This is a genomic window from Acinetobacter oleivorans DR1 (genome assembly GCF_000196795.1).
GTDB lineage: Bacteria > Pseudomonadota > Gammaproteobacteria > Pseudomonadales > Moraxellaceae > Acinetobacter > Acinetobacter oleivorans.
Window position 1 is genome coordinate 402708 of record NC_014259.1, and the last position, 24907, is coordinate 427614.

General features: G+C 37.5%; 23 protein-coding genes. 10 read left to right on the forward strand and 13 right to left on the reverse strand.

The window, feature by feature from the left end:
• Positions 1 to 26: 26 nt before the first annotated feature.
• From AOLE_RS01880 to AOLE_RS01890, 3 genes are all read right to left on the reverse strand, one after another.
• Positions 27 to 461 carry a hypothetical protein gene (locus AOLE_RS01880; RefSeq protein WP_013196749.1) on the reverse strand — a complete coding sequence of 145 codons (435 nt, stop codon included), beginning with the start codon at positions 459 to 461 and terminating at the stop codon, positions 27 to 29.
• Positions 462 to 557: 96 nt separating this feature from the next.
• Positions 558 to 977, reverse strand: a complete 420-nt coding sequence (locus tag AOLE_RS01885; RefSeq protein ID WP_013196750.1) for a hypothetical protein — start codon at positions 975 to 977, stop codon at positions 558 to 560.
• 148 nt (positions 978 to 1125) lie between these two features.
• Positions 1126 to 1992: a LysR family transcriptional regulator gene (locus tag AOLE_RS01890; protein ID WP_013196751.1), complete on the reverse strand. Its 867-nt coding sequence runs from the start codon at positions 1990 to 1992 to the stop codon at positions 1126 to 1128.
• A gap of 108 nt (positions 1993 to 2100) precedes the next feature.
• On the opposite strand from AOLE_RS01890, the gene AOLE_RS01895 reads away from it, so the two are divergent.
• Positions 2101 to 3012: a DMT family transporter gene (locus AOLE_RS01895; RefSeq protein WP_013196752.1), complete on the forward strand. Its 912-nt coding sequence runs from the start codon at positions 2101 to 2103 to the stop codon at positions 3010 to 3012.
• 159 nt (positions 3013 to 3171) lie between these two features.
• Here AOLE_RS01895 and AOLE_RS01900 read toward each other — a convergent pair whose 3' ends face one another.
• Positions 3172 to 3621: a hypothetical protein gene (locus tag AOLE_RS01900; RefSeq protein WP_013196753.1), complete on the reverse strand. Its 450-nt coding sequence runs from the start codon at positions 3619 to 3621 to the stop codon at positions 3172 to 3174.
• Positions 3622 to 3903: 282 nt separating this feature from the next.
• Here AOLE_RS01900 and AOLE_RS01905 point away from each other — a divergent pair, with 282 nt between their 5' ends.
• A complete protein-coding gene (locus AOLE_RS01905) occupies positions 3904 to 4188 on the forward strand; it encodes a YciI family protein (RefSeq protein ID WP_013196754.1) in 285 nt (94 codons plus the stop codon).
• Between the two features lie 57 nt (positions 4189 to 4245).
• Here AOLE_RS01905 and AOLE_RS01910 read toward each other — a convergent pair whose 3' ends face one another.
• The 4 genes from AOLE_RS01910 to AOLE_RS01925 all read right to left on the reverse strand — a co-directional run bounded on the left by AOLE_RS01910 (position 4246) and on the right by AOLE_RS01925 (position 8926).
• Positions 4246 to 5076, reverse strand: a complete 831-nt coding sequence (locus tag AOLE_RS01910; protein WP_013196755.1) for a hypothetical protein — start codon at positions 5074 to 5076, stop codon at positions 4246 to 4248.
• 229 nt (positions 5077 to 5305) lie between these two features.
• A complete protein-coding gene (glyS, locus tag AOLE_RS01915) occupies positions 5306 to 7375 on the reverse strand; it encodes a glycine--tRNA ligase subunit beta (RefSeq protein WP_013196756.1) in 2070 nt (689 codons plus the stop codon).
• Entirely contained in the window at positions 7375 to 8352 is a 978-nt protein-coding gene (glyQ, locus tag AOLE_RS01920; RefSeq protein WP_002044989.1) for a glycine--tRNA ligase subunit alpha, read from the reverse strand. Before glyQ ends, glyS begins: the two co-directional genes overlap by 1 nt.
• A 91-nt stretch (positions 8353 to 8443) precedes the next feature.
• Positions 8444 to 8926 carry a hypothetical protein gene (locus AOLE_RS01925; protein WP_004789704.1) on the reverse strand — a complete coding sequence of 161 codons (483 nt, stop codon included), beginning with the start codon at positions 8924 to 8926 and terminating at the stop codon, positions 8444 to 8446.
• 137 nt (positions 8927 to 9063) lie between these two features.
• Here AOLE_RS01925 and AOLE_RS01930 point away from each other — a divergent pair, with 137 nt between their 5' ends.
• The 5 genes from AOLE_RS01930 (at position 9064) to AOLE_RS01950 (ending at position 14233) form a co-directional block, all read left to right on the forward strand.
• On the forward strand, positions 9064 to 9849 hold the full coding sequence (locus tag AOLE_RS01930) for a tetratricopeptide repeat protein (RefSeq protein ID WP_013196757.1): 786 nt from the start codon (positions 9064 to 9066) through the stop codon (positions 9847 to 9849).
• Between the two features lie 561 nt (positions 9850 to 10410).
• The gene (locus tag AOLE_RS01935) at positions 10411 to 10827 is read left to right on the forward strand and encodes a lysozyme inhibitor LprI family protein (protein ID WP_013196759.1); all 417 of its coding nucleotides are present in this window, start codon (positions 10411 to 10413) and stop codon (positions 10825 to 10827) included.
• Positions 10828 to 10936: 109 nt separating this feature from the next.
• Positions 10937 to 12199, forward strand: coding sequence for a putative DNA modification/repair radical SAM protein (locus tag AOLE_RS01940; RefSeq protein ID WP_013196760.1), 1263 nt, complete (start codon positions 10937 to 10939; stop codon positions 12197 to 12199).
• A 2-nt stretch (positions 12200 to 12201) separates the two neighbouring features.
• Positions 12202 to 12999, forward strand: a complete 798-nt coding sequence (locus tag AOLE_RS01945; RefSeq protein WP_013196761.1) for a TIGR03915 family putative DNA repair protein — start codon at positions 12202 to 12204, stop codon at positions 12997 to 12999.
• Between the two features lie 133 nt (positions 13000 to 13132).
• Positions 13133 to 14233, forward strand: coding sequence for an HPP family protein (locus AOLE_RS01950; RefSeq protein WP_013196762.1), 1101 nt, complete (start codon positions 13133 to 13135; stop codon positions 14231 to 14233).
• Between the two features lie 63 nt (positions 14234 to 14296).
• Here AOLE_RS01950 and AOLE_RS01955 read toward each other — a convergent pair whose 3' ends face one another.
• Complete coding sequence (locus AOLE_RS01955) at positions 14297 to 14551, reverse strand: PspC domain-containing protein (protein WP_004789692.1); 255 nt, start codon at positions 14549 to 14551, stop codon at positions 14297 to 14299.
• Positions 14552 to 14801: 250 nt separating this feature from the next.
• Here AOLE_RS01955 and AOLE_RS01960 point away from each other — a divergent pair, with 250 nt between their 5' ends.
• Positions 14802 to 15449, forward strand: a complete 648-nt coding sequence (locus tag AOLE_RS01960; protein ID WP_081399099.1) for a hypothetical protein — start codon at positions 14802 to 14804, stop codon at positions 15447 to 15449.
• 66 nt (positions 15450 to 15515) lie between these two features.
• Here AOLE_RS01960 and AOLE_RS01965 read toward each other — a convergent pair whose 3' ends face one another.
• Positions 15516 to 17339 carry an acyl-CoA dehydrogenase C-terminal domain-containing protein gene (locus tag AOLE_RS01965; RefSeq protein ID WP_005301163.1) on the reverse strand — a complete coding sequence of 608 codons (1824 nt, stop codon included), beginning with the start codon at positions 17337 to 17339 and terminating at the stop codon, positions 15516 to 15518.
• A gap of 255 nt (positions 17340 to 17594) precedes the next feature.
• On the opposite strand from AOLE_RS01965, the gene AOLE_RS01970 reads away from it, so the two are divergent.
• On the forward strand, positions 17595 to 19937 hold the full coding sequence (locus tag AOLE_RS01970) for a hypothetical protein (protein ID WP_013196764.1): 2343 nt from the start codon (positions 17595 to 17597) through the stop codon (positions 19935 to 19937).
• A gap of 46 nt (positions 19938 to 19983) precedes the next feature.
• On the opposite strand, the gene aroE is transcribed toward AOLE_RS01970, so the two are convergent.
• From aroE to ribA, 3 genes are all read right to left on the reverse strand, one after another.
• On the reverse strand, positions 19984 to 20772 hold the full coding sequence (gene aroE, locus AOLE_RS01975) for a shikimate dehydrogenase (protein ID WP_013196765.1): 789 nt from the start codon (positions 20770 to 20772) through the stop codon (positions 19984 to 19986).
• Positions 20773 to 20952: 180 nt separating this feature from the next.
• Complete coding sequence (gene hemF, locus AOLE_RS01980) at positions 20953 to 21903, reverse strand: oxygen-dependent coproporphyrinogen oxidase (protein WP_013196766.1); 951 nt, start codon at positions 21901 to 21903, stop codon at positions 20953 to 20955.
• A gap of 118 nt (positions 21904 to 22021) precedes the next feature.
• The gene (ribA, locus tag AOLE_RS01985; protein WP_005301174.1) at positions 22022 to 22633 is read right to left on the reverse strand and encodes a GTP cyclohydrolase II; all 612 of its coding nucleotides are present in this window, start codon (positions 22631 to 22633) and stop codon (positions 22022 to 22024) included.
• Between the two features lie 303 nt (positions 22634 to 22936).
• On the opposite strand from ribA, the gene dxs reads away from it, so the two are divergent.
• Complete coding sequence (dxs, locus tag AOLE_RS01990) at positions 22937 to 24841, forward strand: 1-deoxy-D-xylulose-5-phosphate synthase (protein WP_013196767.1); 1905 nt, start codon at positions 22937 to 22939, stop codon at positions 24839 to 24841.
• Positions 24842 to 24907 lie beyond the last annotated feature (66 nt).

Genomic DNA, 24907 nt, shown 5'->3' on the forward strand with positions numbered 1-24907 from the left:
TGCAACGGGCTTTTTATGAAAAAGTATTAATGACACTTTTCTAAATTTGCTGGATTAAAGTTATTTTGAAGTTTTTTGAAATTATTCTGAATTTCTGGATCTTGAATATTAAAAGTCGTTGAGCTTTTAGTCGTAGAGTTTGTTGCCTGATTTAATATGCCTGACTCATCAGGGTATTGTTGTGTAAATGATGTAGCTGAAATCAGCCCCTTATCATTAAATACCCAGTGTTCAGTAACGTGTCCGCCCCCTAAATATCCCGTAAATTCAATCATACAAGCTTGCTTATCTTGTTTAATGAGTTTGGCTACATTCCCTGTAGTTGATGGATAAGCTTCGATATTGGTATCTTGCTCTAAAACTTGTGCCTGAGAATAAGATGAAGAAGGCGGTGCAGAGGTTGCACATGCAGTTAATGCTAAGCAGCATAGTGTTGAAAAGAGAAGTTTTTGACTATTCATAAGGCAGATTCCTAGCTCTTTATAGTTGATGATCAATAGTTCTAAATGAATATCTGTATTTATAAAAGCGCGAATTTATCGCGCTGTCCTAGCAAATTAGTTAGTTGTTGTGCTCGATTTACTTAGCTCACCTTGTTCAATTGGGATATTTTCACCGTTTCGACTACTGGTAATATTTTGCTTCGCTTGATCTATTTTATTTTCTGTAAAAGCTTTGGCTGTATCTGCTTTTTGCTGGACGACTTCTGCTTTTTCAGCTGTAAATTCTTTGGTGTTTTTCCACTTTTCGCTAATTTTATTTGAGGTTTTTTCAGAAGCTCCTTGAATAGAGTCTCCTAAATTTTGTATGCCTTTTCCAGTTTTATACAACAATACACGACCTAAACTTGGGTTATCACCATAAGGTTGTGCTTTAGAGGTTGTTTCACCTACTTGTTGTGGTTGCGTTGTTTCTGCAAATAAGGTTGATGAAGCCAACATAGAGGTCGCAATACATAAAATGTGTATGGTTTTCATTTTGGATAAATCTCCCCAACCAGAATCAAAAGATGAAGTGGTGATCTTACTGTTAAAAATAAAGCTTGTACTGCAATGAGATAAAACCCATACGATTTGATTACGATAAATCATCACTTGATCGCAATAAAGTAATTATCCCAATGACTCATAAACAAAATTCAGACTTAATTAAATCTAAAAACATATCTCTGGCTTTATGGTTGCTCACATTTTTATGCCAAAAAAATTGATTCTGCATAAAGGCAAGGTGTTCAAATTTATAGCCTCGAATATTGGTTAAATTTTTATATTGTTCATAAATACTCTTCGGTACCAAAGACACCCCAGAGCCTGCACTGACGCAACCAATAATGGTGGCGTAACTGGTAATGCTAGTAATTGGAAGTGAAATATTTTTGAGCTTAAGCCATTCTTCGAGAGCTGCTCGGTAAGGACAGCCTTCAGTCCACATGAAAATTTCTTTACCAATCAGGTCTTCTTGGTTGTGGATCTCTCCCAAAGAATGGGATGCAATCAAGACCATTTCTTCTTGATAAATACTAAGTTTATTTAGCATCGGAAACTCGATATTGCCCGCGACAATTGCACCATCAAGTTTGTGCTGAGAAATATCGACTAATAGCTGTTTCCATGTGCCTGTAATAATTTGAATGGAAACCTCTGGAAAACGTTGATGATATTTCGCCAGTAAGTTGGGTAGGCGAGTTGTAGCAGAAGATTCAATAGCCCCAATTTTTAATGGACCAGAGGGCGGTGCATCAGGATGAATACTTCGTTTTGCTTCATCGCATAGCGCTAAAATTTTATAGCAATAATTAAGAAAAATTTCTCCAGAGGGAGTGAGCTTTAAACTTTTTCCTTCCCGATAAAACAGCGGTGCGCCTAATTCTTCTTCGAGTTGTTTAATGCGCGTTGTGATATTGGATGGTACACAATGTAGTTGCATTGATGCCTTAGCCATTGTTCCGCATTCAACCACGGTCTGAAACATTTTTAACTGTGCGATATCCATGTTTTATCATTCACTTTTAATGAATATTTGACTCAATATAAGTTAATTTTATTCAACTATCCATGCGCATATGATGAAAGAGTTCCATTTCATTAGTGCAGATTTAACATGGCAATTTCTCTTGCTGCCGAAACCCAGCCTCCCGCATTTAAGCTCTATTTATGTATTGCTGTGACCGTCTTTTGTTGGGGCTATTCACCTATTGGCGTACATAGTGCTTTGCATTCATATACACCGCAGCATATTGCCTTGCTCCGCTTTTTGATTGCATCGTTTTTTTTACTACTTTTGATCATGAAAAAAGGCGTTCAACCTTTAAAGTGGAAAGATGCTCCTGCACTTGCTGTATTAGGATTTTTCTCTGTAACGCTTCATCATTTGCTTATAAATACAGGGCAGCAATATGTGACTGCGGTTGCATCTAGTATTTTGAGTCAATCTATTCCGCTATTCACTTTTATTATTTCAGCTTTGCTTTTTAAAGAAAAAATTCGTTTCAAACAGTGGTTGTGTATTTTGTTAGGGCTTTGCGGAGCCGTGTTGGTAGTCAGTGGAGATCATGGTTTTGGTGTACCGAGTCCTTATAGTTTATTGATTGTTTTAGCTGCAATTGCGTGGGGCCTTTATTTTAATTTATATAAAAAATTTGCTTTAAATTATGATGCCTTGAGCATGATGTGCTACATCATTTGGTTCGGAACCATTCCTTTACTATTTTATAGTGCTCATTTACCCCATGAAATTTTACATGCTACTTGGCAGGCCAATATGTCAGTTGTCCTATTAGGTATTTTTCCAAGTGCGATGGCTTATGTGCTTTGGGGTTATGTACTTAAAAATATGTCGTTAACGATTGCATCGAATTTTTTATATTGTTCGCCGATTGTCGCCATGAGTTTGGCGGTTCTTTTTTTAAATGAAAAACCATCAATGATGGTGTTGCTGGGTGGAGTAATTATTGTGGGGAGCTTGGTATGGATGAATTGGAAAAATAATTCTTGTACCAAGCTAAGTGGATAATAATGAGACAGTTATTGAGCGCTGATTTAAGAGTGAGAATATTAATTTCATTAAAAAGTCACTTAAATCAGCATGCCTCAATAGTTTTTAGAATTTACTTTAATTAATTTCACCATGAAAAGTTTGGTTATAGCCAAAAAATAAGGATTTAAAATTAAATTATTCTACTCTTTCGACTTTTTCAATATGACTAGAGGAATCATACGTAATCTCAATTACTACTTTCTCTTTGTTAAGTGCGGAGTCTGAGATTGATACTGTTTCGTCAACGGAATCGAGTGATAATTCACTCGGCATTATATTGTGTAATGTCGACACGATTGTATTCGCTACTAAGCCGTTATATAAAGCCATTCCATATGCTTTTGGTTTATTGTTAATTTTATAATAAGTGATCGTATCTATCCTTTTATCACCAATGAGTCTACTTACTACGGGCGGATGGAATTTATTTAGAAATTCACTTCGAGACATTCCAACCACATTAATCTTTTCTATAGCAGGAGGGTTTGTAGTATCAGGTAAAGTGATCCGATGAGGATTTATAGAACAGGCTATTTGTCCAATGGATAAGATAGAAATAACAAGTAATAAAATATTCTTTTTCATTTATATAATCTTAATTAATAAAAGCAGCTAATTTATAACGATATTTTTTGAAAACATCAAATTATTATAAAGACTTATCTGCGAAAAATACTTACACGAATAAACGTCGTAAACAAGTTAGGGAATTGAATTAATTATTGCGCTACTGTGTAGGGTCATTATTATAAAAAGTTTTAATGTGGATGAACTGGGGGAATAGGCGTAGTATCGAATGAGCTATAGATCATTAAACTATCTGTAGATTGATGTTATGTCATGTGCTGCTTACTTTAAGAGAATGAGATGATTGTTGTTACCTTGACCTATAAAAAACTATTAGCCGAAGTTGATGCTGTACTCAAGGAGCATATTGCTTTTTTAGATCATTATTATGAGCAGAAGAAATTTCTGGCATCAGGGCGTCGAGAAAATAGAGTAGGTGGGATAATTTTAGTTTTAAGTTCTTCCATTCAAGAAGCCGAAGAAATCATGAAAAATGATCCGTTTTATATTCAAGATGTGGCTGATTATGATTTCATGTGGTTTGAGCCATCGAAAAGTTTAGAAGAAATTAAAGAGTTTGTTTGATTACATTAGAGAACTACTTAAATTTAAGTAGTTCTCTAGTCTTTTGGTTAATTTTTATTATTGCTCAACAATATAAATACTATTTTCGAATACATCTCCTTTACTTGTTTTAACTACACCAACACATAAATTGTCAGGAGTCTGTATAAAAGAAACTAAGGATGTATCTGCATTAGTTTTACAGTTCTTTTGCTTATTCTCATCAAATGCTTTTAAATTTAATTGATGTTGTAAATCTAAAGTGAATACTTGGCTAAGAGCGCCAAATGCTTGATCTGCTTTTTTCATAAATAATAAATTATTTTGAGCTTCCCATTCAGCTAAAGAAATACGTTCCTTGCTTACATAGTGATATAAGCGTTTTGTATCTGCATTATTGTCTGCCGCATTTTTAAATTGGGTCTTTAGACCAAAATTTACTTTTACAATTGGCTTTTCACGGAAAGAAAGGCGTGAATAAGGCACAATTTTAATTTCGGATGTCTGATTTAAATCTAATAATTTAAGTGTAGGATCTGCTTTATTTTGAGCGAGAGAATCGTTAATTTTTTGATTTGTTAATTGGTCAAATTTAATAGGTTGATTGATAGAGCTTTTTTCAATAGCTGAACTATTTGCATTTTTATCAATTGCCATTGCGACTCCTACTCCGATAAGGCCAAACATTCCAGAAACTGGACTGGCCGAAGCACTACTTGCATCACCAACTAATATTTGACTTTCCTTTACAAAGTAATCACCTGCACCTGATTCAGTCATTGAAGAAAGTTGTTCTGAAGAAACAGAAAGAGAGGTTTGTTTTCCCGCTGCTGGATATTGAATCGATTTAGTCGTTGCACATCCAGTAAATAATAATGTTGATATGAGTAATAAATTTAAGTTTTTCATTGCAATCATTCTTTATTAAGTTAGGTAATTATTTGTTAAAACTGGTTAAATTATGGATTAACTAAAATAAAAGTAAATAATTGTTATTTATTGAGCGTTCACAAATTAATCATTTATTATTTTGAATAAAATTAGAAAATAAAAGTATTAAAAAACCATGCTTCCGATTTAGATCGAAAACATGGTTTTAATAAAGCTTAATTATACAAAAATTAATTTCTATATAATCTTAGCCCTGCAACACACTCACATCAGCCACAGCAGTAAACAAATTACGTAACTGAGCCAATAAACGTAAACGGTTTGCCTTCAGGTCAGCATCATCTGCCATTACCATTACGCCATCAAAAAATGCATCAATCGGCGCGCGAAGTGCTGCAAGTTTAGAAAGGGCAGCAGTATAGTCTTTTGCTGCAAGTAATGGTTCAACAGCAGGGGTAACTGCTTGAAGTTCAGCGAATAATGCTTTTTCAGCATCTTCAACCAAGTTCGCTTCAACTACAGAACCTTCTGGGGCTGCTTCTTTCGCAAGAATGTTAGCAACACGTTTGTTTGCAGCAGCAAGTGCAGCAGCTTCAGGTAATGTGCGGAAGTGATTAACTGCATTTACACGCTTGTCAAAATCAAGTGGAGACTTCGGTGCAAGTGCTTGAACAGCTTGAAGTACGTCAACAGCAACACCTTGGTCTTCGTACTTAGCACGGTAACGACCTTCCAAGAACGCAACAGCATCAGCACGAGTCTTGTCGTGGTCTTTAACGATGTCGCCATAACCTTGAAGTGCAAGATTAACTAGCTCTTCAATTGTTATATCTAATTCATTTTCAATGATTAAACGTAAGATACCAATTGCTGAACGGCGAAGAGCAAACGGATCTTTAGAACCTGTCGGCGCTTGTCCAATACCGAAAATACCAACAAGTGTATCTAAACGGTCAGCAAGGGCAATGGTTGTACCTGTTTTGGTTTTTGGTAAAACATCACCCGCAAATTTTGGTAAATATTGCTCACCTAAAGCTTCAGAAACTTCAGTGTTTTCGCCTTCAATGCGTGCATAGTAAGTACCAGCAATACCTTGAAGTTCTGGGAACTCACCAACAAGCTCTGAGGTTAAGTCGCATTTAGCAAGTAATGCTGCTTTTTCAGCATCTGCTGGGTTTGCACCAGTAATTGGAGATAATGCAACTGCAAGTTTTGCAATACGTGTTGATTTGTCCCAAAGTGTACCAAGCTGTGCTTGGAATACCATGTTTGCTAGTTTTTCTTTACGAGATGCAAGCGGTTGCTTTTGATCTTGTAAGAAGAAGAATTCAGCATCAGACAAACGAGGGCGAACAACTTTTTCGTTACCTTCAATAATTTGAGTCGGGTCTTTAGACTCAATGTTTGAAACAGTAATGAAGTAAGGCTGTAATTTACCTTCCGCATTGATCAAACAGAAATACTTCTGGTTGTCTTGCATCGTCGTAATAAGTGCTTCTTGAGGAACAGCAAGGAAGCGCTCTTCAAAGTTTGCACGAAGAGCAACTGGCCATTCAACGAGGCTTGTTACTTCATCAAGTAAGTCAGCTGGAACAATCGCAGTTGCGTTAACTTCATCAGCCAATTTCTTTACTTGTTCTTGAATGGTTACTTGACGTTTTTCAAAGTTTGCAACAACGTAAGCTTTTTCTAAAGCAGCTAAATAGTCATTTGCATGCGCTAACGTCACAGCTTCAGGTGCATGGAAACGATGACCATAAGTCACATTACCAGCTTTGTGATCTTGAATAGTTGCGTCAACAATTTGGTCATCTTTAAGTAAAAGAACCCATTTCACTGGACGTACAAATTCAGTACGGCTTGCAGCAGAACGCATACGCTTAGCAATTGGTAAATTGTCTAGCGCAGTTTGTAAAATCTGTGGAAGTAAAGCATCAAGGCTTTGACCTTTTACATCTTTTAAATAGCAAACTTTTTCAACTTTACCTGCTTGGAAAGTAGAAAGCTGATCAACTGTGATCCCTTGACCACGCATAAAGCCTTCAAGTGCTTTAGTCGGTTTACCTTCTGCATCGTAAGCCGCTTGAACAGCAGGGCCGTCAAAACGTTTTTGTGTATCAGCTTGTGCAGTATCGATATCAACAATTTTAAGTGCTAAACGACGTGGCGCTGCATAAGCTTCAATTGCTGCGAAGTTTAAGCCCGCATCTTTTAAGCCTTTTACCGTTTCTGCCTGTAATGCATCACGTAAAGTTTTTAAGCTTTTTGGTGGAAGTTCTTCACAGCCAAGTTCGAATAAAACAGTATGTTTGCTCATTAGTTTTTCTCCGCCTTTGCTGCTTCACTTTCAGCTTGTGCTTTTAACTGTGCCAATACTTCATCACGTAAGTGTGGTTCTGCCATTGGGAAGCCAAGCTCTGCACGCGCTTGTACATAACTTTGTGCAATAGCACGCGCTAAAGTACGTACACGTAGGATGTAACGTTGACGCTCAGTCACAGAAATTGCGCCACGTGCATCAAGTAAGTTAAAGGTATGAGATGCTTTAACAACTTGCTCATAAGCAGGAAGAGAAAGTTTTGCTTCAATTAAACGGTTTGCTTCTGATTCGTAAAAATCAAACAGTTCGAATAGTTTTTCAACTGGAGCGTATTCAAAGTTATAAGTCGATTGCTCAACTTCATTTTGATGGAATACGTCGCCGTAAGTCACAGTACCAAATTGGCCTTTGGTCCAAACAAGGTCATAAACCGAGTCTACACCTTGAAGGTACATTGCAAGACGTTCTAAACCGTAAGTGATTTCACCTGTTACTGGGTAACATTCAACACCACCGACTTGTTGGAAGTAAGTGAACTGAGTCACTTCCATACCGTTAAGCCAAACTTCCCAACCTAAGCCCCAAGCACCTAGCGTCGGAGATTCCCAGTTGTCTTCTACAAAGCGAATATCGTGAGTAAGCGTATCGATCCCGATTGCTTTTAAAGAATCAAGATAGAGCTGTTGGATGTTGTCTGGATTTGGCTTAAGTACCACTTGGAACTGGTAGTAGTGTTGCAAACGGTTCGGGTTTTCACCATAGCGGCCATCTTTTGGACGACGTGAAGGTTGAACGTATGCAGCATTCCAAGTTTCAGGCCCTAAAGCACGTAAGAATGTTGCGGTGTGGAATGTTCCAGCGCCCATTTCCATGTCGTAAGGTTGTAGTACGACGCAGCCTTGTTCGGCCCAATAGTTTTGTAGGGCAAGAATTAAGCCCTGAAATGTATCAATGTGCGAGATGGCGCGACTCATGTAGCATCCACGAATTTATGAGAAAAATTGCCCCTAAGTATAAGGATTTTGTGGGGGAGTGGCAAAGGCTAGTTTCTATACCTATAAAAAATTATTGGCTGTCATTTAGCTGGGATTTTCCTGCATGTTTTGCTTTTAATCGAGGTTGAAATGAGGCAAAAAACCAAAAAATGAGGCTAAGAATAAAACTTACAGTGAATGTAGAGGTTGAGATCAAAGTACGTCCAACAGTTGGGAATACATAATCAAATATTGGTAAATTATGAGAAATATTTTCATAGACCGCTAAGAAGAAATAAATCAAGCTAAATGATACATGTGCACCTAACCACATTAATGGAAAGATAAAGCGGTTTTTAGTAATGAGTACTTGGCATATCTTAAGTAGTAATGGGAATAAGATAATATAATAAGTACCAACAAAGATTCCAATAATATAGAGGAGATCAAGTGCAAACTTGCCAGTAAGTACGGACAATAAAATTAAGAGGCTGATCGGAATAAGAGGGGTAATAATAAGAGCAATTTTAGGTTGGTATTCGATATTTGGCGTTGTTGGATTCATCTTAATCATAGTAGGTTATGTTTTTTAAATTCTAAAATGATCTGTTGATAATGTCCATGAACCATTAAAATAAGATTATTATCTTTTGTATTTAATACATCTTTTGATAGGATAATTTTTCATAGTTTGAATTAGATTATTTTAGAATGAATTTGAAAAAATATTATTTTGGAATTTTAATATTGTTTTTAGGCTTTGTTGGTTTTTACTATTTAAAGAATAATTGGATTTATTATTCAGCTAAATATAATTACAATTTCAATAAGTTAAATGCAGATGAGCTGAATAATTATGCTGCATTATTATATTATAAAAATAGAAATGATTGGATTCGAATTAAAGAGGGTGATGAGGCCACTGAAGCAAAAAAAGCCTTAGAAATTGAAAAGCTCTTTCAACAAGCGGCTGAACAAGGGAGTGCTTTAGCTAAATTGAATTTGACTACGCTTTATTATCGGAAAGAAGACTTAAGTGCTTTTGTACCTAAGATGTTCAAACTTTCTGAAGAGGCTGCGCAAGCAGGCAATGCTGATGCTCAGTTCAGGGTAGGTACGTTTTATCATCTAGGTTATGGTGTAGATACAGACTATAAAAAAGCAATGTATTGGTATACAAAAGCTGCTGAGCAGGGTAATCCAGCAGGGATGAATAATATAGGGGTTCTTTATCAACAGGGTTTAGGCGTAGCAGAAAATGGTAAGGTTTCAACAGAGTGGTATATTAAAGCCGCCAATCTTGGTTATGCGAATGGTCAAGAAAATATGTTTCAAAATTATTATTCTGGGTTAAATGGTCTACCTAAGGATAAAGAGGAAGCAATGAAATGGCGCGATATGTGCTCTTACCGTACAGAGGAGATACCAATACAACCGGTTTATAATATTGATCTTAAAGTTGATGAAACCTATCCAAATACCTGTAAAAATCAGTAAAGCTTTAAGCTGCCACCATATAGAATGGTTGGGAATATTTCATAAATAAAAGAAATGAATAGTTTTCTATTGCTGAAGAAAGTTCAACTTATAAGGGTTTTATATTCAATTAGCAGAGCGTTCATTCGATGTGTATGTTCTGCTCTTTGATTTTATTATCTTTATAGTTATACCAAGTCAATAATGCCCAAAAATTAAAAGCTGTAATTAAAGTAGAGATTCCAACCCAACTAAAAACTAACTCAGAAAAGAAGGATTCTAAAGGTATATAAATCAGCTCTTTAAAGAAAATGAGTACCCCAAATGTCGTTAATAGTATTGTTAGAAAACTTAATAGCTTAAATCTATTTAGTAGTGAGGATATTGCAATAAAGAATGGTAAAAAGAACAGATATATAATGATTAAAAAATAAAGTATAGGATTTGTTGAAATTAAAATAATGAGTACTGGTATGGGCGCGAGTAACAGACTTTTTATAATGTCTAAATACTGATAGGCAACCGTTATAGAATTTTTGTTATATTGCAGCATATTAAAAATTATAGAATTGAGAATAAATTATGTTGAAATTTTGCTGCAAACTCATTGTTTTATCCAGCCTTTTTTGTAGTCCATGGTTATATGCGCAGACCGATGCTGACGAGCAAGATGAATATAATCAATGTGTAGACCAGACCATTAAGGAAATGCAGCTTGAAAGTATTAATAACATGGTTGTACATAGTTGTTCTGAACAAGCTAAAAAGACTTATGAAGAAAAAATTGTTGCTCTCATTGATCAAATTCGCACACAAAGCGAAGAATACAAACAGCCAGAACGTTACCAAGATATTTTAAAATCTCAGCGACTTTGGAAAGCTTATGTAGATCAGGAATGTAGTAATGCAGGCTCATACATTGGCTCACCGATGTATTCGTATTGCCCAATGCAAGAGTATGCGGCGCGTGTAAAACAGCTTGAAGAATACGTTAATTAAGACGAATTATTTTAAACGTCACCTCATGACGCTGAGAGTACTTCACTGGATTAAATTTAAGAATGCAAAATGATATTTTTTAAACGATGCCATAAATGAGTCGTTTGATATGTCTGATCGCATTCGAGAAAAACTACAGATTCTTGCCGATGCTGCTAAATATGATGTGTCTTGTTCATCAAGTGGCAGTGACCGTAAAAACAAAGATAAAGGCCTAGGTGATGCCAGCCATTCGGGTATTTGTCATAGCTATACTGAAGATGGCCGCTGTGTATCTCTCTTAAAAATTCTATTTAGTAATGTGTGTATTTTTGACTGCGCCTATTGCGTTTCACGTCGTTCTAATGATGTCCAGCGTGCAGCATTTACAGTGCAAGAAGTCGTAGACTTAACCATTAATTTTTACCGTCGTAATTATATCGAAGGCTTATTTTTAAGCTCGGGCATTTTTAAATCGGCAGATCATACGATGGAGCGCATGCTTCAAGTTGTGAAGAAGTTGCGCCTTGAAGAAAACTTTAATGGCTATATTCATCTAAAAACTATTCCGGGGGCATCGCCTGAACTGATTCATGAAGCAGGTTTATATGCTGACCGTATGAGTATTAATTTAGAGATGCCGACCGAAATTGGCCTAAAAACTTTTGCACCAGAAAAATCACATCAGGAAGTGCAAAAAGATTTAGGTTTGGTCCGTGACAGGCTCATTCAGCTTAAAGATGAACGCCAAATCATTAAGCATGTACCGAAATATGTACCAGCAGGGCAGACCACCCAAATGGTAGTGGGTGCTCATCAAGAGTCAGACCAAGATGTCTTGTTTATGGCAGACAAACACTATAAGGAATTTAAACTCAAACGCGTCTATTTCTCTGGCTATATCCCAATTAATACCGAAAATAATTATTTGCCAGCAGTGGGTTCTGCACCGCCGTTGCTTCGTGAAAACCGACTCTATCAAAGCGATTGGCTGATGCGTTTTTATGGTTTTCAGGTCAATGAAATCGTCAATGAAAAACACCCGAATTTAGATTTGGATGTAGACCCTAAATTAAGCTGGGCTTTGAGGCATCCTGAACAGTTTCCGGTAGATTTAAACTGTGCGGATTATCAAATGATTTTGCGTGTGCCGGGTATTGGAGTGAAATCGGCGAAGAAAATTGTTCAGGCTCGCCGTTTTGGAAAAATCCATATCGATTTACTTAAAAAACTCGGCGTAGCTTATCAGCGTGCAAAATTCTTTATTCGCTGTGAAGACAGCCCAAAGTTCCAAAAAGAACTTTCTTCAAGTTTTATTCGGCAGCAGATTTTAACGCAGGGTTCTTCGAAATATGTGCAGCAACTCTCGCCACAATTAAGCCTTGGGTTTTAGCCATGTTTAATGATGAAGTGGCTTACTATTTTGATGGTTCAATGGTTGGGCTGCTGAGCTGTGTTTTTCGTGCATTTCAATTTAAAGAATTGCAGGTCAGGCTCTGTTTAAATGATGGGGCTCAACATGGCTTATTTGCCGATAAAATTGAGATTTCAAATAACGAGCAGCATGCTGAACGTGTTTGGTCCGCACTACAAAAAAAGCTTTCATCTTCTTCGTTAAAACAATTTTATTTTGCTTATTTATCTGAATCGTTAGATGCCTATCAGCATTTATTTAATTACTGTATTTATGTGTTTACTAGCCATTTTTCCGTAGAAAAAGATTATTCAAATCCTAGTGTTTTGGCGATTGCGCAGTGGACGAAAAAGGTCGGGCGAGAGAAGCATCGGATGGAGGCTTTTATTCGTTTTAAGAAAACTAAAGATGAGCTTTTTTTGAGTTTAGTTCGTCCCGATTTTAATGTTTTACCGCTTATTCAGCCGCATTTTAAACGGCGTTATCAAGATCAACGTTGGCTGATTTATGATGAGAAACGTAAGTTTGGAATTTATTATGATTTACGTGAAATACATGAAGTTTCATTAGAGGCTTCTGAGGTTGACCGTAATTTAAAAAATGGAATGAGTCAAAGCTTTCAGCTTGAGCTGGATAAACAAGAAGGTTTATATGACCAGCTTTGGAAAGATTATTTTAATAGCGTTAATATTACTGAACGCCAGAATATAAAACTTCATGTGCAATATTTGCCGAAGCGCTATTGGCGTTATTTAAATGAAAAATTGTTGGAATATTAAAGTTTTAAAATTATAAAGATTATTTTCAATAAGCTTTCTTGTTGTTTAAAGATATAATTTAAATGCACTTTATGTGGCTTTGGGCGTATACTTTTGCCCGTTATAAATAACGGCATATCCCCAAAGGTGTACTGTGAGTGTTATACAGCGAGAATGGTTACAGATTTTAAAGCCAAATTTTAAGGTTTTACCTTTAAAGGAACGGTTACTTTGCGGTATTGGAGCGTTGTGTGGTTTAGCAATTTCTTCCTTAATTAGCTGGTATGTTCTGGGTGGAATTAATGCTTGGTACATCGCCCCAATGGGCGCCTCATCTGTTCTATTGTTTGCTGTGCCGACTAGTCCCTTGGCTCAACCATGGAATGTGATTGTTGGTAATACCTTAGCTGGAATTATTGGTGTTGCCTGCGCACAGTGGATTCCTGATTTAACTACAGCTTTTAGTGTCGCAGTAGGTTTTGCCATATTTTTAATGATGACCACCGACTCTTTGCATCCGCCGAGTGGCGCAGTCGCAATTACGGCTGTGTTGGGCGGTGCTGCAATTCATAAATTAGGCTTTTATTTTATTTTTTATCCAGTTTTACTCAACTCGTTACTTTTACTCGGTTTCGCCATATTTTTTAATAGATTAATTGGGCGGCATTATCCGGTTACTGCTCATCTTAATGACCGTAGTAAAGACCCTACACCGACTCAAAAAGTATCTATTCAACCTAAAGACATTGAGTATGCATTAGGGCATCACACTGAGCTTTTAGATATTAGTCAGTATGATTTAGAAAAGATCATTTTAGAGGCTCAGGAACATGCCAATGAGCGTATGGTAAATCAATATATCTGTCAGGATATTATGAGTCGTGATGTCATCAAACTACATGAAGATGACGACATTCATCAGGCACTCGATAAATTTAAACAAGTGAACTTGATGAGCTTACCTGTAGTAAATGTAGAAAATCATTTGGTGGGAACTTTAGCGTTATATGAAGTTGTTGAATGGTTTAAGGGCGCAGCAGATCCAAGAAACTCTTGGCAGCACTATGTTAAACAAATTATGAGTCGTCGAGTGGTCACGGTACTGCCAACTCAACCTATTCAAGATTTGGTACCATACTTTGTTGAAAAGTCGTTTAACTACATACCTGTGGTTGAAGATCGCAAGCTCGTAGGAATGATTAGCCGTGCAGATATGATTGCTGCGTTACAGCAACAGTTAAATCAAAAGCTATAATTTTTAGAATAAAAAAAGCTACGGTTGATTAGGGGATGCAACCGTAGCGACCAAAATTATTAATTAACGTACTTGTTCTTCATTTACTGTTCGAACGGATTGTCGATAGCCTTCAATATGCTCTGGCTGTTTTTTCGGAATGACTAACCATAAAACCAGATAAACTAAAATTCCTGGAAAGGCCGCACTCATAACTGAGATCAAAACAAAAATGACACGTAGTAAAGTTACGTTCCAACCAAAACGTTCAGCAATACCACCCATTACACCGGCGATCATGCTGTGTCGGTTCGAGCGATATAAACCAGAACTGGCCATCTAATTCTCCTTAAAGATAAATAATTACAAGAAGCTATTATGCTCTTGCTTAATAAAAATATGGAGGCGAAATAACGGGTTTAAAGTCCTCTCAAAAGTAAATTGGTTAAAATATGTAAAGGATTGGAATGAAGGAAACCAACATCAACTAAAATGCACCTTTTCAGGGCTTAAGGGTTTATTACAGCAATTGGTTAATGCCTGAAATGAATATAAACATGGCGGTTGCTGTTATCTGTGAATAATGTATATGTCTTTGAAGCGGTCTAGTTTTTTAGTTAAGTATTTAGTTGTAGGGGCTATGATGTGCCTGACACTGAGTGCTTGCGATATAAACCATGCCAACTCAAAAGATCACTCTAGTGCCAGCTCTAATTCTACGCATGAAGAAAATCTAATAAAAAATAGTACATCTACAAAAACATTAGATTATGTGGCAGGACGTACTTTTTTACCTGAAGAGAACTTAGATCAAACCAAAAAGTTAAGCGGAACCTTATTGCAATATGTAGGGCGATATCACACCCGAATTTCATGTGAGGATGCTTTTGCTGATTGTGAGTCGGGCGAAGCAGAGTACATTTTAAATTTATTACCCAATGGATCGGCTTATTGGAATGTTATTCATTTTGGTCGCGTGGGAAGTAAAGATGGGGCTAAAAGTGCTGCTGTAAATGAATTGTGTCCTTCTTTAAATTGGAAGTTGGATGAAAAAGAGCATGAGTTAACCATTCAATGTCCTTTATCTAAAGTTAATTTTTATTTTAATTTTGATTCAAACAAAAGATTGGTCATGAATCTAGAAAAACTATTTTATAGCGATTATGGTAAAAATCGTGAATTTTTAGAGCAAAACTATTTTGTTCCAAATCAGGCTTATGTATTAACTAAAGAATAAATATTACTTGAATAAAAAAGAGCGCAATATGAATTGCGCTCTTTTCGTTTCTCTATTTAAAAATCATTAGTAGTCGAAGCTAAAGTGTTCAACTGGTAATGATGTTAATGTGCGAGAGCTTGTTACCATCGACTCTGCATGACCTTGAGTACGAGGCAACATACGGTCAAAGTAGAAGTCTGCAACTTTGATTTTAGCTTTATAGAATTCAGGTGTTTCTGCACCGTCACCTGCTTCAAGTTTTTCAGAAGCAATGACTGCTTGTTGCGCCCAGAAGTAAGCCATCATCACGTAACCTGAGAACATTAAAAAGTCTACAGAAGCAGAAGATACGATATCACGGTCTTTACGTGCAGCAAGCATGATACGAACAGTTAAAGTATTCCATTGAGCACAAAGCTTAGTTAAGTCCCAAGCAAAACGACGTAAGTATTTATTACGTGCGTGCGCAGCACAGAATTTTAAGATTTCAGCAGTGTAGTCACGAACCACTTTACCTTTTGAGCTAAGCAATACTTTACGACCAATCAAGTCAAGTGCTTGAATGCCTGTGGTACCTTCGTATAACGTTGAAATACGAGCATCACGAGCGATTTGTTCCATGCCCCATTCTTTGATGTAGCCGTGGCCGCCGTAAACTTGCATACCGTTATTTGCAGCTTCTAAACCAAGTTCAGTCAAGAAACCTTTTAAAATCGGGGTATAGAAACCAAGCTTGTCATCATAGTCTTCGTAAGCAGCTTGATCGCCACGTGTTAATGCATCTGTCATTTTGTCTGCAAGTTTTGCAGCATGATAGATCATTGAACGACCACCTTCAGCAATTGCTTTTTGAGTCAACAATAGGCGGCGTACGTCAGCATGATGAATGATTGCGTCAGCAACTTTATCTGGATCTTTCTTACCAGAAAGTGCACGCATAGACATACGGTCTTTCGCATAAGGTAACGCACCTTGATAAGATAACTCAGCATGTGCAATACCTTGAACAGCAGTACCAATACGTGCTGTGTTCATGAAGGTAAACATTGCATGTAGACCTTTGTTCACTTCACCGATTAAATAACCAGTTGCATTATCAAAGTTCAGCACCGCAGTAGCAGAAGCTCGGATCCCCATTTTGTGTTCGATTGAACCACAAGCGACTGTATTACGCTCACCAACACCGCCATCAGCAGTAGGGATGAATTTAGGTACAATAAATAATGAAATACCACGAGTACCAGCAGGAGCATCTGGAAGACGTGCAAGTACGATGTGAATAATATTTTCAGTTAAGTCATGTTCACCGGCAGAAATGAAGATTTTTGTACCAGAGATTTTATAAGTGCCATCTGCTTGAGGTTCAGCTTTAGTTTTAACTTGTCCTAAGTCCGTACCACATTGAGGTTCGGTTAAGCACATTGTGCCGCTCCAAGTTCCTTCAACAAGTTTAGGCATATAGGTTTGTTTTTGCTCATCAGTACCGAATTGCAAGATAGTATTCATACAACCCGAACTTAAGCCAGGGTACATCGTAAATGACCAGTTTGCAGTACCCATCATTTCTGATTTAATCAGATTTAATGACATTGGTAGGCCTTGACCACCAAATTCTTCAGGATAAGAAAGACCTTGCCAACCGCCCATTACGAATTGGTCATAAGCTTCTTTAAAGCCTTTAGGCGTTCTCACTTCACCATTGTCAAAATGGCAACCTTCTTCATCACCAGGCTGGTTAAGTGGCGACAATACGTTTTCACAATAATCTGCCGCACCTTCAAGAATCATATCAACTGTATCTGGATCTGCATTTTCACCATTTGATAAAGTTTTATAGTGAGCAGGGTAATCTAATACTTCATTCATTAAGAAACGAATATCATGTAGCGGGGCTTTATATGCTGGCATGGCTTTAATCCTAATTTTGAATCATTGTGGGATTATCTGAATCGATGATTTGATTATTCACTCACCTGATAAAAATACAATGATAATCACATCCGAAAGAAATGTCAGAAAAGCGAATTTTGTCGAAAATAAATACACCCGAAAATACATTTTCTGCTACATTCAGGACTTATACTTTTATGTGAAAAAACAACTATTTTTTATTTTTAGCAAGTTTTGCTAAAAAGATAAAGCTATAAGGTTTTAAAAAAGGTTATGCATTTAAAATATCTCAGTTTATGTTTATTTAGTTTGGGTTTGACCGCATGTGCGCAGCATAACCTACGTCCATCAGTGGCCTCTGCCAACTTAGATCAAAAAGTCATTCAGGGTATGAATGCGATGTATGAATACCCAAGCTATGACTACCGCGGGCATTTTAAAGTTAATGTTGATCCAAATCAGCCTAAGAAAATCAGTACTGTAGAGAAAACGGCTCAGCTTGATGCTGGAGTGCAAAAAAAAGTAGATCAATATTTACGTGAACAAAAAACTAATTTGAATAAAAAACAGAAGCAGGCGCTTTATGCTGCAATTGCAAATGAGCAATCTGTTTCGGGTGTATCTGACGAATCACGTTCAGAAAAAGTAAATGCCGTATTAATTAATTTATTAAATGATCTCCAATTTAGTTACGATGGTTCAGTTCATTACCGTCAAAAAATGGGGTCATTAAATCTCACTGCAAGATATGAGAAACCGACTTTATTGGTACAGGCAAAATTGCCAATGGTACTTGATCTGAAAGACTATAAATTTTACGTTAATTATTTCGGATTAATGCCTTATCTAGTAAATAAAGACAATCAAAATAACTTGGCGTATGTCGATTTTTCAAAGTATAAAAATCTGTTTACAAACGTCGATATGAAGAAGTTTGTTGAATATGCGAAAGCTTCTAGCGCGGTATCTTATCGTTTGGCTGAACCACAAAATTTACAGCGTTTACCCATTACCGATGCTGACCGTAAAGCTGGAATTGTAGAAAAAATTCGTCTAAAAGATACGGTCGAAGAGTTATTGCTGCAATCGGAACTCTATGGTCAAGTCAATGAAAAATATTTGCAAAAAAATGTTTTAGGATTTGATGATCAAAAGATTGCCGAATCTATAGCAACTGATCTTGCTGCTTCTGAAGCTAAGAAAAAGGCGACTGGTGCTGAGGGGCAGAAGGTTTCTTCTGAAGATGCAGCGGCTGTCAGTCAGCAACTTTATTCGCTTATTAATGCTCATTTTGGCAATACATTGGCTTCTGAGGAAGGTGATGAAGAGCAAGCAAGTGCAGCTCAAGATGTGGCAGCAGCAGAAGCAGCCTCTGATTCAGCTCAAGCCGAAGACGTTGCTGTTGCAAATGCTGAATCAACTGCACAAGATGAAGAAGTGGCTACACTTACAGAAGATCAGTGTGTTGAATTACAGTCTCTTAAGAAACCAGTTGCCTTAGGTGATATTAATTACTGTCAAATTTACGGTATTAATGTGCTTGATCAGAGCGCCGTAAATACCGAAAAAACTCAGATGAAAGCTCGTCAAGCATCCTTAAAACAAACTTTTGCTGCTTATGATCAGAACCAGTTTGTGAATGATGATGCATTTAAAGCTTTATGGTTAAAACATAAAGCCGAGATTGAACAAGCTTTACCAAAACAAAGAAATCCAATTACGATTGATGTTGGACTTGATGAAAAAGGCCGTTTAGTCAACGCAGATTACGATGTTGCCTATACACCAGCCGAGTTTAATCATCGCTTTAATATTAAAATGGACATGCAAATTTTAAATTATGGTAAAGCCACTTCAATTGACCAGCAGCAGCTTAAACAAGCTAAATCAGTTGCTGAAGCAAGCAAAGGTTCGTTATTTGAAAACTTTGTAAAAGGCTTTAGTGAAAAACTTGGGCAGAGTGATGTTTCTGAACATCCAGTTGGCTTACATAGCGATGTACAAGATTTAGATTCTAGTCTGGCGCTGTTGGCTAACCAAACTTATGATGCAACACGTGCCTATGACAAAACGTATAAAGCTGTGTTTATTGCAAAATTGACTGCCGAAAAACCGTCATATATTCATTATTATTCAGTTCAACAGTTGCAAGAAATTGCTGAAGTTTATGCTTACTGGTTCTCTGAAGAAGAAACTTATAATCCTCAAGGTAAGGCTTTAGAGCGTATAGAAGCACTGCAGAAAAAGCATCATCTTGAGCAAGAAGAGCAATTTGATAATGATTTAGGTCGTGCTGTGGACCATATTGTGATTACGACAATACAAGGTGAGGCAGGGCGTGAAGCATGGCAAAAATTACAGAAACAATATAAGCAGCCTGAGCAGCTTTTCTCGAAGCAATATCAATTAAAATTTGAACAACAAAATGGTGCTTCTGCTGAAGAAAAACAATTGTTGTCGCAAACAGCTGATATTTTAGGTAAGGCTTATGCTGCTGCGCGTAAACAGCAACTTACGGAAAAAACAATTCAGAATTTAAAACCTGAACATAATGAATTTATTGATTATGAGATTTTCCGAGATGTTTATCAGCAAATGGTTGTGACCAAAAAATAATAAATGCAGTCAAAAAAGAACCTACTTAAAGTAGGTTCTTTTTGTTTTATAGAAAATCTTTTAATTCAGGTCTTACACCATTCCAGATATAGAAGGCTTCAATAGCCTGACCCACTAACATTCCAAAACCTTCTGAATATGGCACATTGCGTTGTTTAGCTTGCTCAAGGAAGCTAGATGGCTTGCCATAAGCCATTTCATAGGCATACTTGAACTCTAGATTTTCTGGTAATTGTAATGCATCACCTGAAAGGCTTGCAGAAGTTGCATTAATTACAATGTCAAAACTCCCTTCTAACTCACTTAGAGAAATTGCTTGTAATTGAGCTTGAGGAACTGCTGCTTTTAAGTCATCTACAAGTTGCTCTGCACGAACGAGAGTACGGTTTGCAATCACAATCTTCTTAGCACCAGCCTGTACCAGTGGATAAATAACACCACGAGTTGCACCCCCAGCTCCTAAAATTAAAATATTTGTATTTTCTAGGTTCCAGCCTAAGGCTTGAATTGCGGCCACTAAGCCTTGGCCATCAGTATTATCGCCATGCAATTTGCCATTCTGCATCCATAATGTATTCACCGCTTTCGCAATTTGAGCACGTTCGGTTAGCACATCACACAAAGCAAAAGCTTGTTCTTTAAATGGTACGGTAACGTTCATACCACTTCCACCATTTGCAAAGAAACTACGCATACTCGGTTCAAAACCATCAAGAGGGGCAAGACGTTTTTGATAGTCGAGATCGACACCTGTTTTTTGAGCGAAAGCATGATGCAATTCAGGAGAGCGTGATTGTTCGATTGGGTTGCCAATTACTGCAAACTGTTTGGTCATTCTTATATCCAAAATTTTAAAATGGCATGAAGCAGTTAAAAACGTGTGCTGAATATTCAGCAGGCCTCACTATAAGCCAAATTGGAATAAGAAAAAATATTTGAATGAGGTTCAGAAAAGTGAAAATAAAAAAGGAGATTCTCTAGGGTGGAAGCCAAAGAATCTCCAAAAAGCAAAAAATTAAGCAACTTTTTCTTTTAGATTTAACCAGTCACGTGGTTTTAGGTAATAGTCAGTTAAACGTTTCTCTGGGGAATCTTCATCCCATTCTGGACGATACGACCAACCTGCAAGGTTCGGTAGGCTGACTAAAATAGATTCGATACGTCCACCTGTTTGTAAGCCAAACAATGTTCCGCGGTCATATACTAAGTTATATTCGACATATCTACCGCGACGGTAAATTTGGAACTCACGTTGAGCTTCTGTATACGGCTGTTCACGATGTTTTTCAAAAATTGGCAGAATGGCATTTAAATAACCATTACCTACAGCTTGAATATATTTAAAGCAAGTTTCGAAATCCCAGCCATTGAGATCATCAAAAAATAAACCACCAACACCACGTTGTTCATCACGGTGTTTTAAATAGAAATAGTCATCACACCATTTTTTATGTTCAGCGTAGACATGGTCACCAAAAGGCTGGCATAGGTCATGTGCGGCTTGATGCCAATCGATAACATCTTGCTCATCTGGATAAAAAGGAGTTAAGTCAAAACCACCGCCAAACCACCAAATTGGATCTTGTCCTTCAGGCTCTGCAACGAATAAACGTACATTGGCATGAGAAGTCGGAATGTTCGGGTTCTTAGGGTGAATCACCAATGACACGCCGAGTGCTTGAGCTTTAGCACCAGCAATTTGAGGGTGTCTTTCTGTAGCGGAAGCGGGCAGTTTACTAATGTTGATGTGAGAGAACATCACACCACCTTTTTCAATCACTGTACCATTTTGCAATACGCGTGAACGTCCACCACCACCTTCCGGACGTTCCCAATCATCAATAATAAATTCACTCGTACCGCCACCAGCTTTTTCTTGTTGTTCTAAAGCAGCACATATACGGGCTTGTAAATCGAGGAGAAATTCGCGGACACGTTGAATATCTGTGGAAGTCGGATGTTGCATAATGACCCTCAAAGATGATTGAGATAGGAGATAGATACATCAAAACACAAAACCATAAAAAAAGTAAGGGATTTTTAAGAAATGTCTCAAAAATCCCTTGTGATTGCTTTCTTAATATTTATTTTTTTAAAAAATCATCTTTTTGGTAAAGGTGATCCATACGTTCACGTTTGGTTTTTAAATATTGCTCATTAAAAGGGTTACGTCCAACCGTTAATGGAACACGGTCAACAACATTAATTCCTTGATCTTTGAGTGCCTGAATTTTCAAAGGATTGTTGGTAATTAATTTAACTTCTTTTACTTCTAAATGATCGAGCATGATGCTACACATGTCGTAACGACGTGCATCGGCAGGTAAATTTAAAAGTAAATTAGCATCTACGGTGTCATGCCCCTGATCTTGTAAAGCATAGGCGCGAATTTTATTTGTAAGCCCAATACCACGACCTTCTTGACGTAAATATAAAATAACGCCTTGGCCTGCCTCGTTGATGAGCTTTTGAGTTGCCTGCAATTGAGGACCACAGTCGCATTTTAATGATGCAAAGGCATCACCTGTTAAACATTCTGAATGTACACGAACCAAAACAGGGCCTGTAGGGGGATTTTCTAACCCTTTAGAAAGTGCCACATGTTCTTCACCTGATACTGGATCTTGAAACACAGAAATATTGAATTCACCAAAAGCGGTCGGGAGTTTTGATGTTGCAATGAACTCTATAGGCACAGATTAACTCATCTTTTAACCGAAAACGGTTTAAAGTATAGCGTAATGCTGGGAGATTGGTCGAATTGTCATAATCATTTTGCACACTAAGGTTTTCTTTTTTGTATAAAGATGACGATAATAGTTGATAAATAGTCAGATTATTCAGGATAATCTGCCAACCATACCCATGATGTATGAGAGACTGCTTTGCATGACCTCGTTCGCAAATGTGGCTGATTGAAGGTGACTTCATTCGATTGTATGATCGACCCATTTTGACCCAGCTTAGGATTTGCCAGGCTTATAAAGGCTTTGCCACATATGTTGTATACCGAAATTCCAACTCAACGCCCTGTTACGCCATTGTTAGATGCAATTGATCATCCTCAACAATTACGTCAGCTCGAGCATAGCCAATTGGTTCAAGTGGCTGATGAGTTGCGTCAATATATTTTATATGCAGCAGGCCAGAGTGGTGGCCATTTCGGTGCTAATCTCGGCGTGGTTGAGCTGACGGTTGCGCTGCATTATTGCTTTAATACACCAAATGACCGATTAGTTTGGGATGTGGGACATCAGGCGTATCCGCATAAAGTCCTGACAGGTCGTCGTGAGCAGATGACGACGATTCGTTCTAAAAATGGTTTAGCAGCATTTCCAGCCAGAGAAGAATCAGTTTTTGATACATTCGGCGTAGGGCATTCATCAACAGCAATTTCAGCTGGTTTAGGAATGTCGTTAGCACGTCGCTATCAAAACGACCCATGTGAAGTCGTTTGTATTGTTGGTGATGGTGCAATGACAGCAGGTATGGCATTTGAAGCCATGAACGATGCTGTTGCACATGATGCTGATTTAATAGTTGTTCTTAATGACAATGACATGTCAATTTCTTGTAGTACAGGTGGCTTTGCTAAACATTTGGCTGCAATTTGGGAAAAAGGTCATTTAGTAAATGTAGATGAACATGGTGAGGCTTACATTCAGCCACATCCAAAATGGACCTATAACTCTCGTTTGCATCAATCTGCAACAGATGCGGCAGATAATTTATTTAAAGCAATTGGTTTTGATTATTTTGGCCCATTCGATGGCCATGACGTAAATCAACTGGCCCAAGTATTTAATGCTCTCAAGAAGCGTAAAGGCCCACGTTTAGTCCACGTCTATACTAAAAAAGGTAAAGGTTTCACTCCAGCAGAAGCGGATCCGATTACCTATCATGCAATTAGCAAAATTAATGCAGTCTCGGCAGGTAAAACACCACCTAAATATTCTGATGTATTTGGTCAGTGGTTATGTGATGAAGCTGCACAAGATGAACGTCTACTTGCGATCACACCAGCGATGTGTGAAGGCTCAGGCATGGTTCAGTTTGCTAAAGAATTTCCGCAGAGATTTTTTGATGTTGCGATTGCTGAACAGCATGCAGTAACACTTGCTGCAGGAATGGCTTGTGAAGGCTTAAAACCTGTTGTTGCAATCTATTCAACGTTTTTACAGCGTGGTTACGATCAGCTTATTCACGATGTCGCATTACAAAACCTTGATGTGACTTTCGGAATTGACCGTGCAGGTTTGGTTGGTGAAGATGGTCCGACTCATGCAGGTGCATATGATTATGCATACATGCGTACAGTGCCAAACATGGTCATCATGGCGCCAAAAGATGAAAATGAATGCCGTCAGATGCTTCATACAGCCTATGTCTATAATGGACCAGCGGCAGTACGTTACCCACGTGGTGCAGGTGTAGGTGTTGAAATTCAGCAAGAATTGACTGCTATTGAGTTAGGAAAAGCTGAAATCGTTGCTGAAATTAAATCTGCTTGTGATGAACAGATTACAATTTTAGCATTTGGTAGCCGCGTTATGGTTGCCATAGAAGCTGCTGAACAATTTGCACAAAAACATGATGTGGGTGTGCGTGTTGTAAATATGCGTTTTGTGAAACCACTTGATGAAAAAATTATTCGTGATTTGGCTGAGCACACACATTTATTTGTCACTGTTGAAGAGCATGCCATTATGGGTGGTGCCGGAAGTGCAGTAAATGAGTTCATGGCGCAAGAACAAATTGTTAGACCTATCATTAATTTAGGCTTACCAGATTTGTTCTTACAACAGGCTTCACACGGACAAATGTTGCAAGACTGTGGTCTAGACGCTAAGGGTATTTTGAGCTCAATTGAGAAAGTTTGGATCAAGTTAAACCAGGTCGTTTAACCCTCAATAAAATTTTTGAAACATTTTCCCCCTAAAAGCGCATATATTTGCTAAAATATTTGCGCT

Excerpts from the sequence above, each read along its gene's own strand:
- AOLE_RS01910 (WP_013196755.1), bottom strand. The coding sequence starts at position 5,076 with ATGAAAAACTTAAATTTATTACTCATATCAACATTATTATTTACTGGA.
- AOLE_RS01965 (WP_005301163.1), bottom strand. The coding sequence starts at position 17,339 with ATGCCAGCATATAAAGCCCCGCTACATGATATTCGTTTCTTAATGAAT.
- glyQ (WP_002044989.1), bottom strand. The coding sequence starts at position 8,352 with ATGAGTCGCGCCATCTCGCACATTGATACATTTCAGGGCTTAATTCTT.
- AOLE_RS01905 (WP_013196754.1), top strand. The coding sequence starts at position 3,904 with ATGATTGTTGTTACCTTGACCTATAAAAAACTATTAGCCGAAGTTGAT.
- AOLE_RS01970 (WP_013196764.1), top strand. The coding sequence starts at position 17,595 with ATGCATTTAAAATATCTCAGTTTATGTTTATTTAGTTTGGGTTTGACC.
- aroE (WP_013196765.1), bottom strand. The coding sequence starts at position 20,772 with ATGACCAAACAGTTTGCAGTAATTGGCAACCCAATCGAACAATCACGC.
- AOLE_RS01930 (WP_013196757.1), top strand. The coding sequence starts at position 9,064 with ATGAATTTGAAAAAATATTATTTTGGAATTTTAATATTGTTTTTAGGC.
- AOLE_RS01890 (WP_013196751.1), bottom strand. The coding sequence starts at position 1,992 with ATGGATATCGCACAGTTAAAAATGTTTCAGACCGTGGTTGAATGCGGA.
- AOLE_RS01940 (WP_013196760.1), top strand. The coding sequence starts at position 10,937 with ATGTCTGATCGCATTCGAGAAAAACTACAGATTCTTGCCGATGCTGCT.
- AOLE_RS01895 (WP_013196752.1), top strand. The coding sequence starts at position 2,101 with ATGGCAATTTCTCTTGCTGCCGAAACCCAGCCTCCCGCATTTAAGCTC.
- AOLE_RS01945 (WP_013196761.1), top strand. The coding sequence starts at position 12,202 with ATGTTTAATGATGAAGTGGCTTACTATTTTGATGGTTCAATGGTTGGG.
- AOLE_RS01885 (WP_013196750.1), bottom strand. The coding sequence starts at position 977 with ATGAAAACCATACACATTTTATGTATTGCGACCTCTATGTTGGCTTCA.
- AOLE_RS01955 (WP_004789692.1), bottom strand. The coding sequence starts at position 14,551 with ATGGCCAGTTCTGGTTTATATCGCTCGAACCGACACAGCATGATCGCC.
- glyS (WP_013196756.1), bottom strand. The coding sequence starts at position 7,375 with ATGAGCAAACATACTGTTTTATTCGAACTTGGCTGTGAAGAACTTCCA.
- hemF (WP_013196766.1), bottom strand. The coding sequence starts at position 21,903 with ATGCAACATCCGACTTCCACAGATATTCAACGTGTCCGCGAATTTCTC.
- AOLE_RS01880 (WP_013196749.1), bottom strand. The coding sequence starts at position 461 with ATGAATAGTCAAAAACTTCTCTTTTCAACACTATGCTGCTTAGCATTA.
- dxs (WP_013196767.1), top strand. The coding sequence starts at position 22,937 with ATGTTGTATACCGAAATTCCAACTCAACGCCCTGTTACGCCATTGTTA.
- AOLE_RS01925 (WP_004789704.1), bottom strand. The coding sequence starts at position 8,926 with ATGATTAAGATGAATCCAACAACGCCAAATATCGAATACCAACCTAAA.
- AOLE_RS01960 (WP_081399099.1), top strand. The coding sequence starts at position 14,802 with ATGTCTTTGAAGCGGTCTAGTTTTTTAGTTAAGTATTTAGTTGTAGGG.
- AOLE_RS01900 (WP_013196753.1), bottom strand. The coding sequence starts at position 3,621 with ATGAAAAAGAATATTTTATTACTTGTTATTTCTATCTTATCCATTGGA.
- AOLE_RS01935 (WP_013196759.1), top strand. The coding sequence starts at position 10,411 with ATGTTGAAATTTTGCTGCAAACTCATTGTTTTATCCAGCCTTTTTTGT.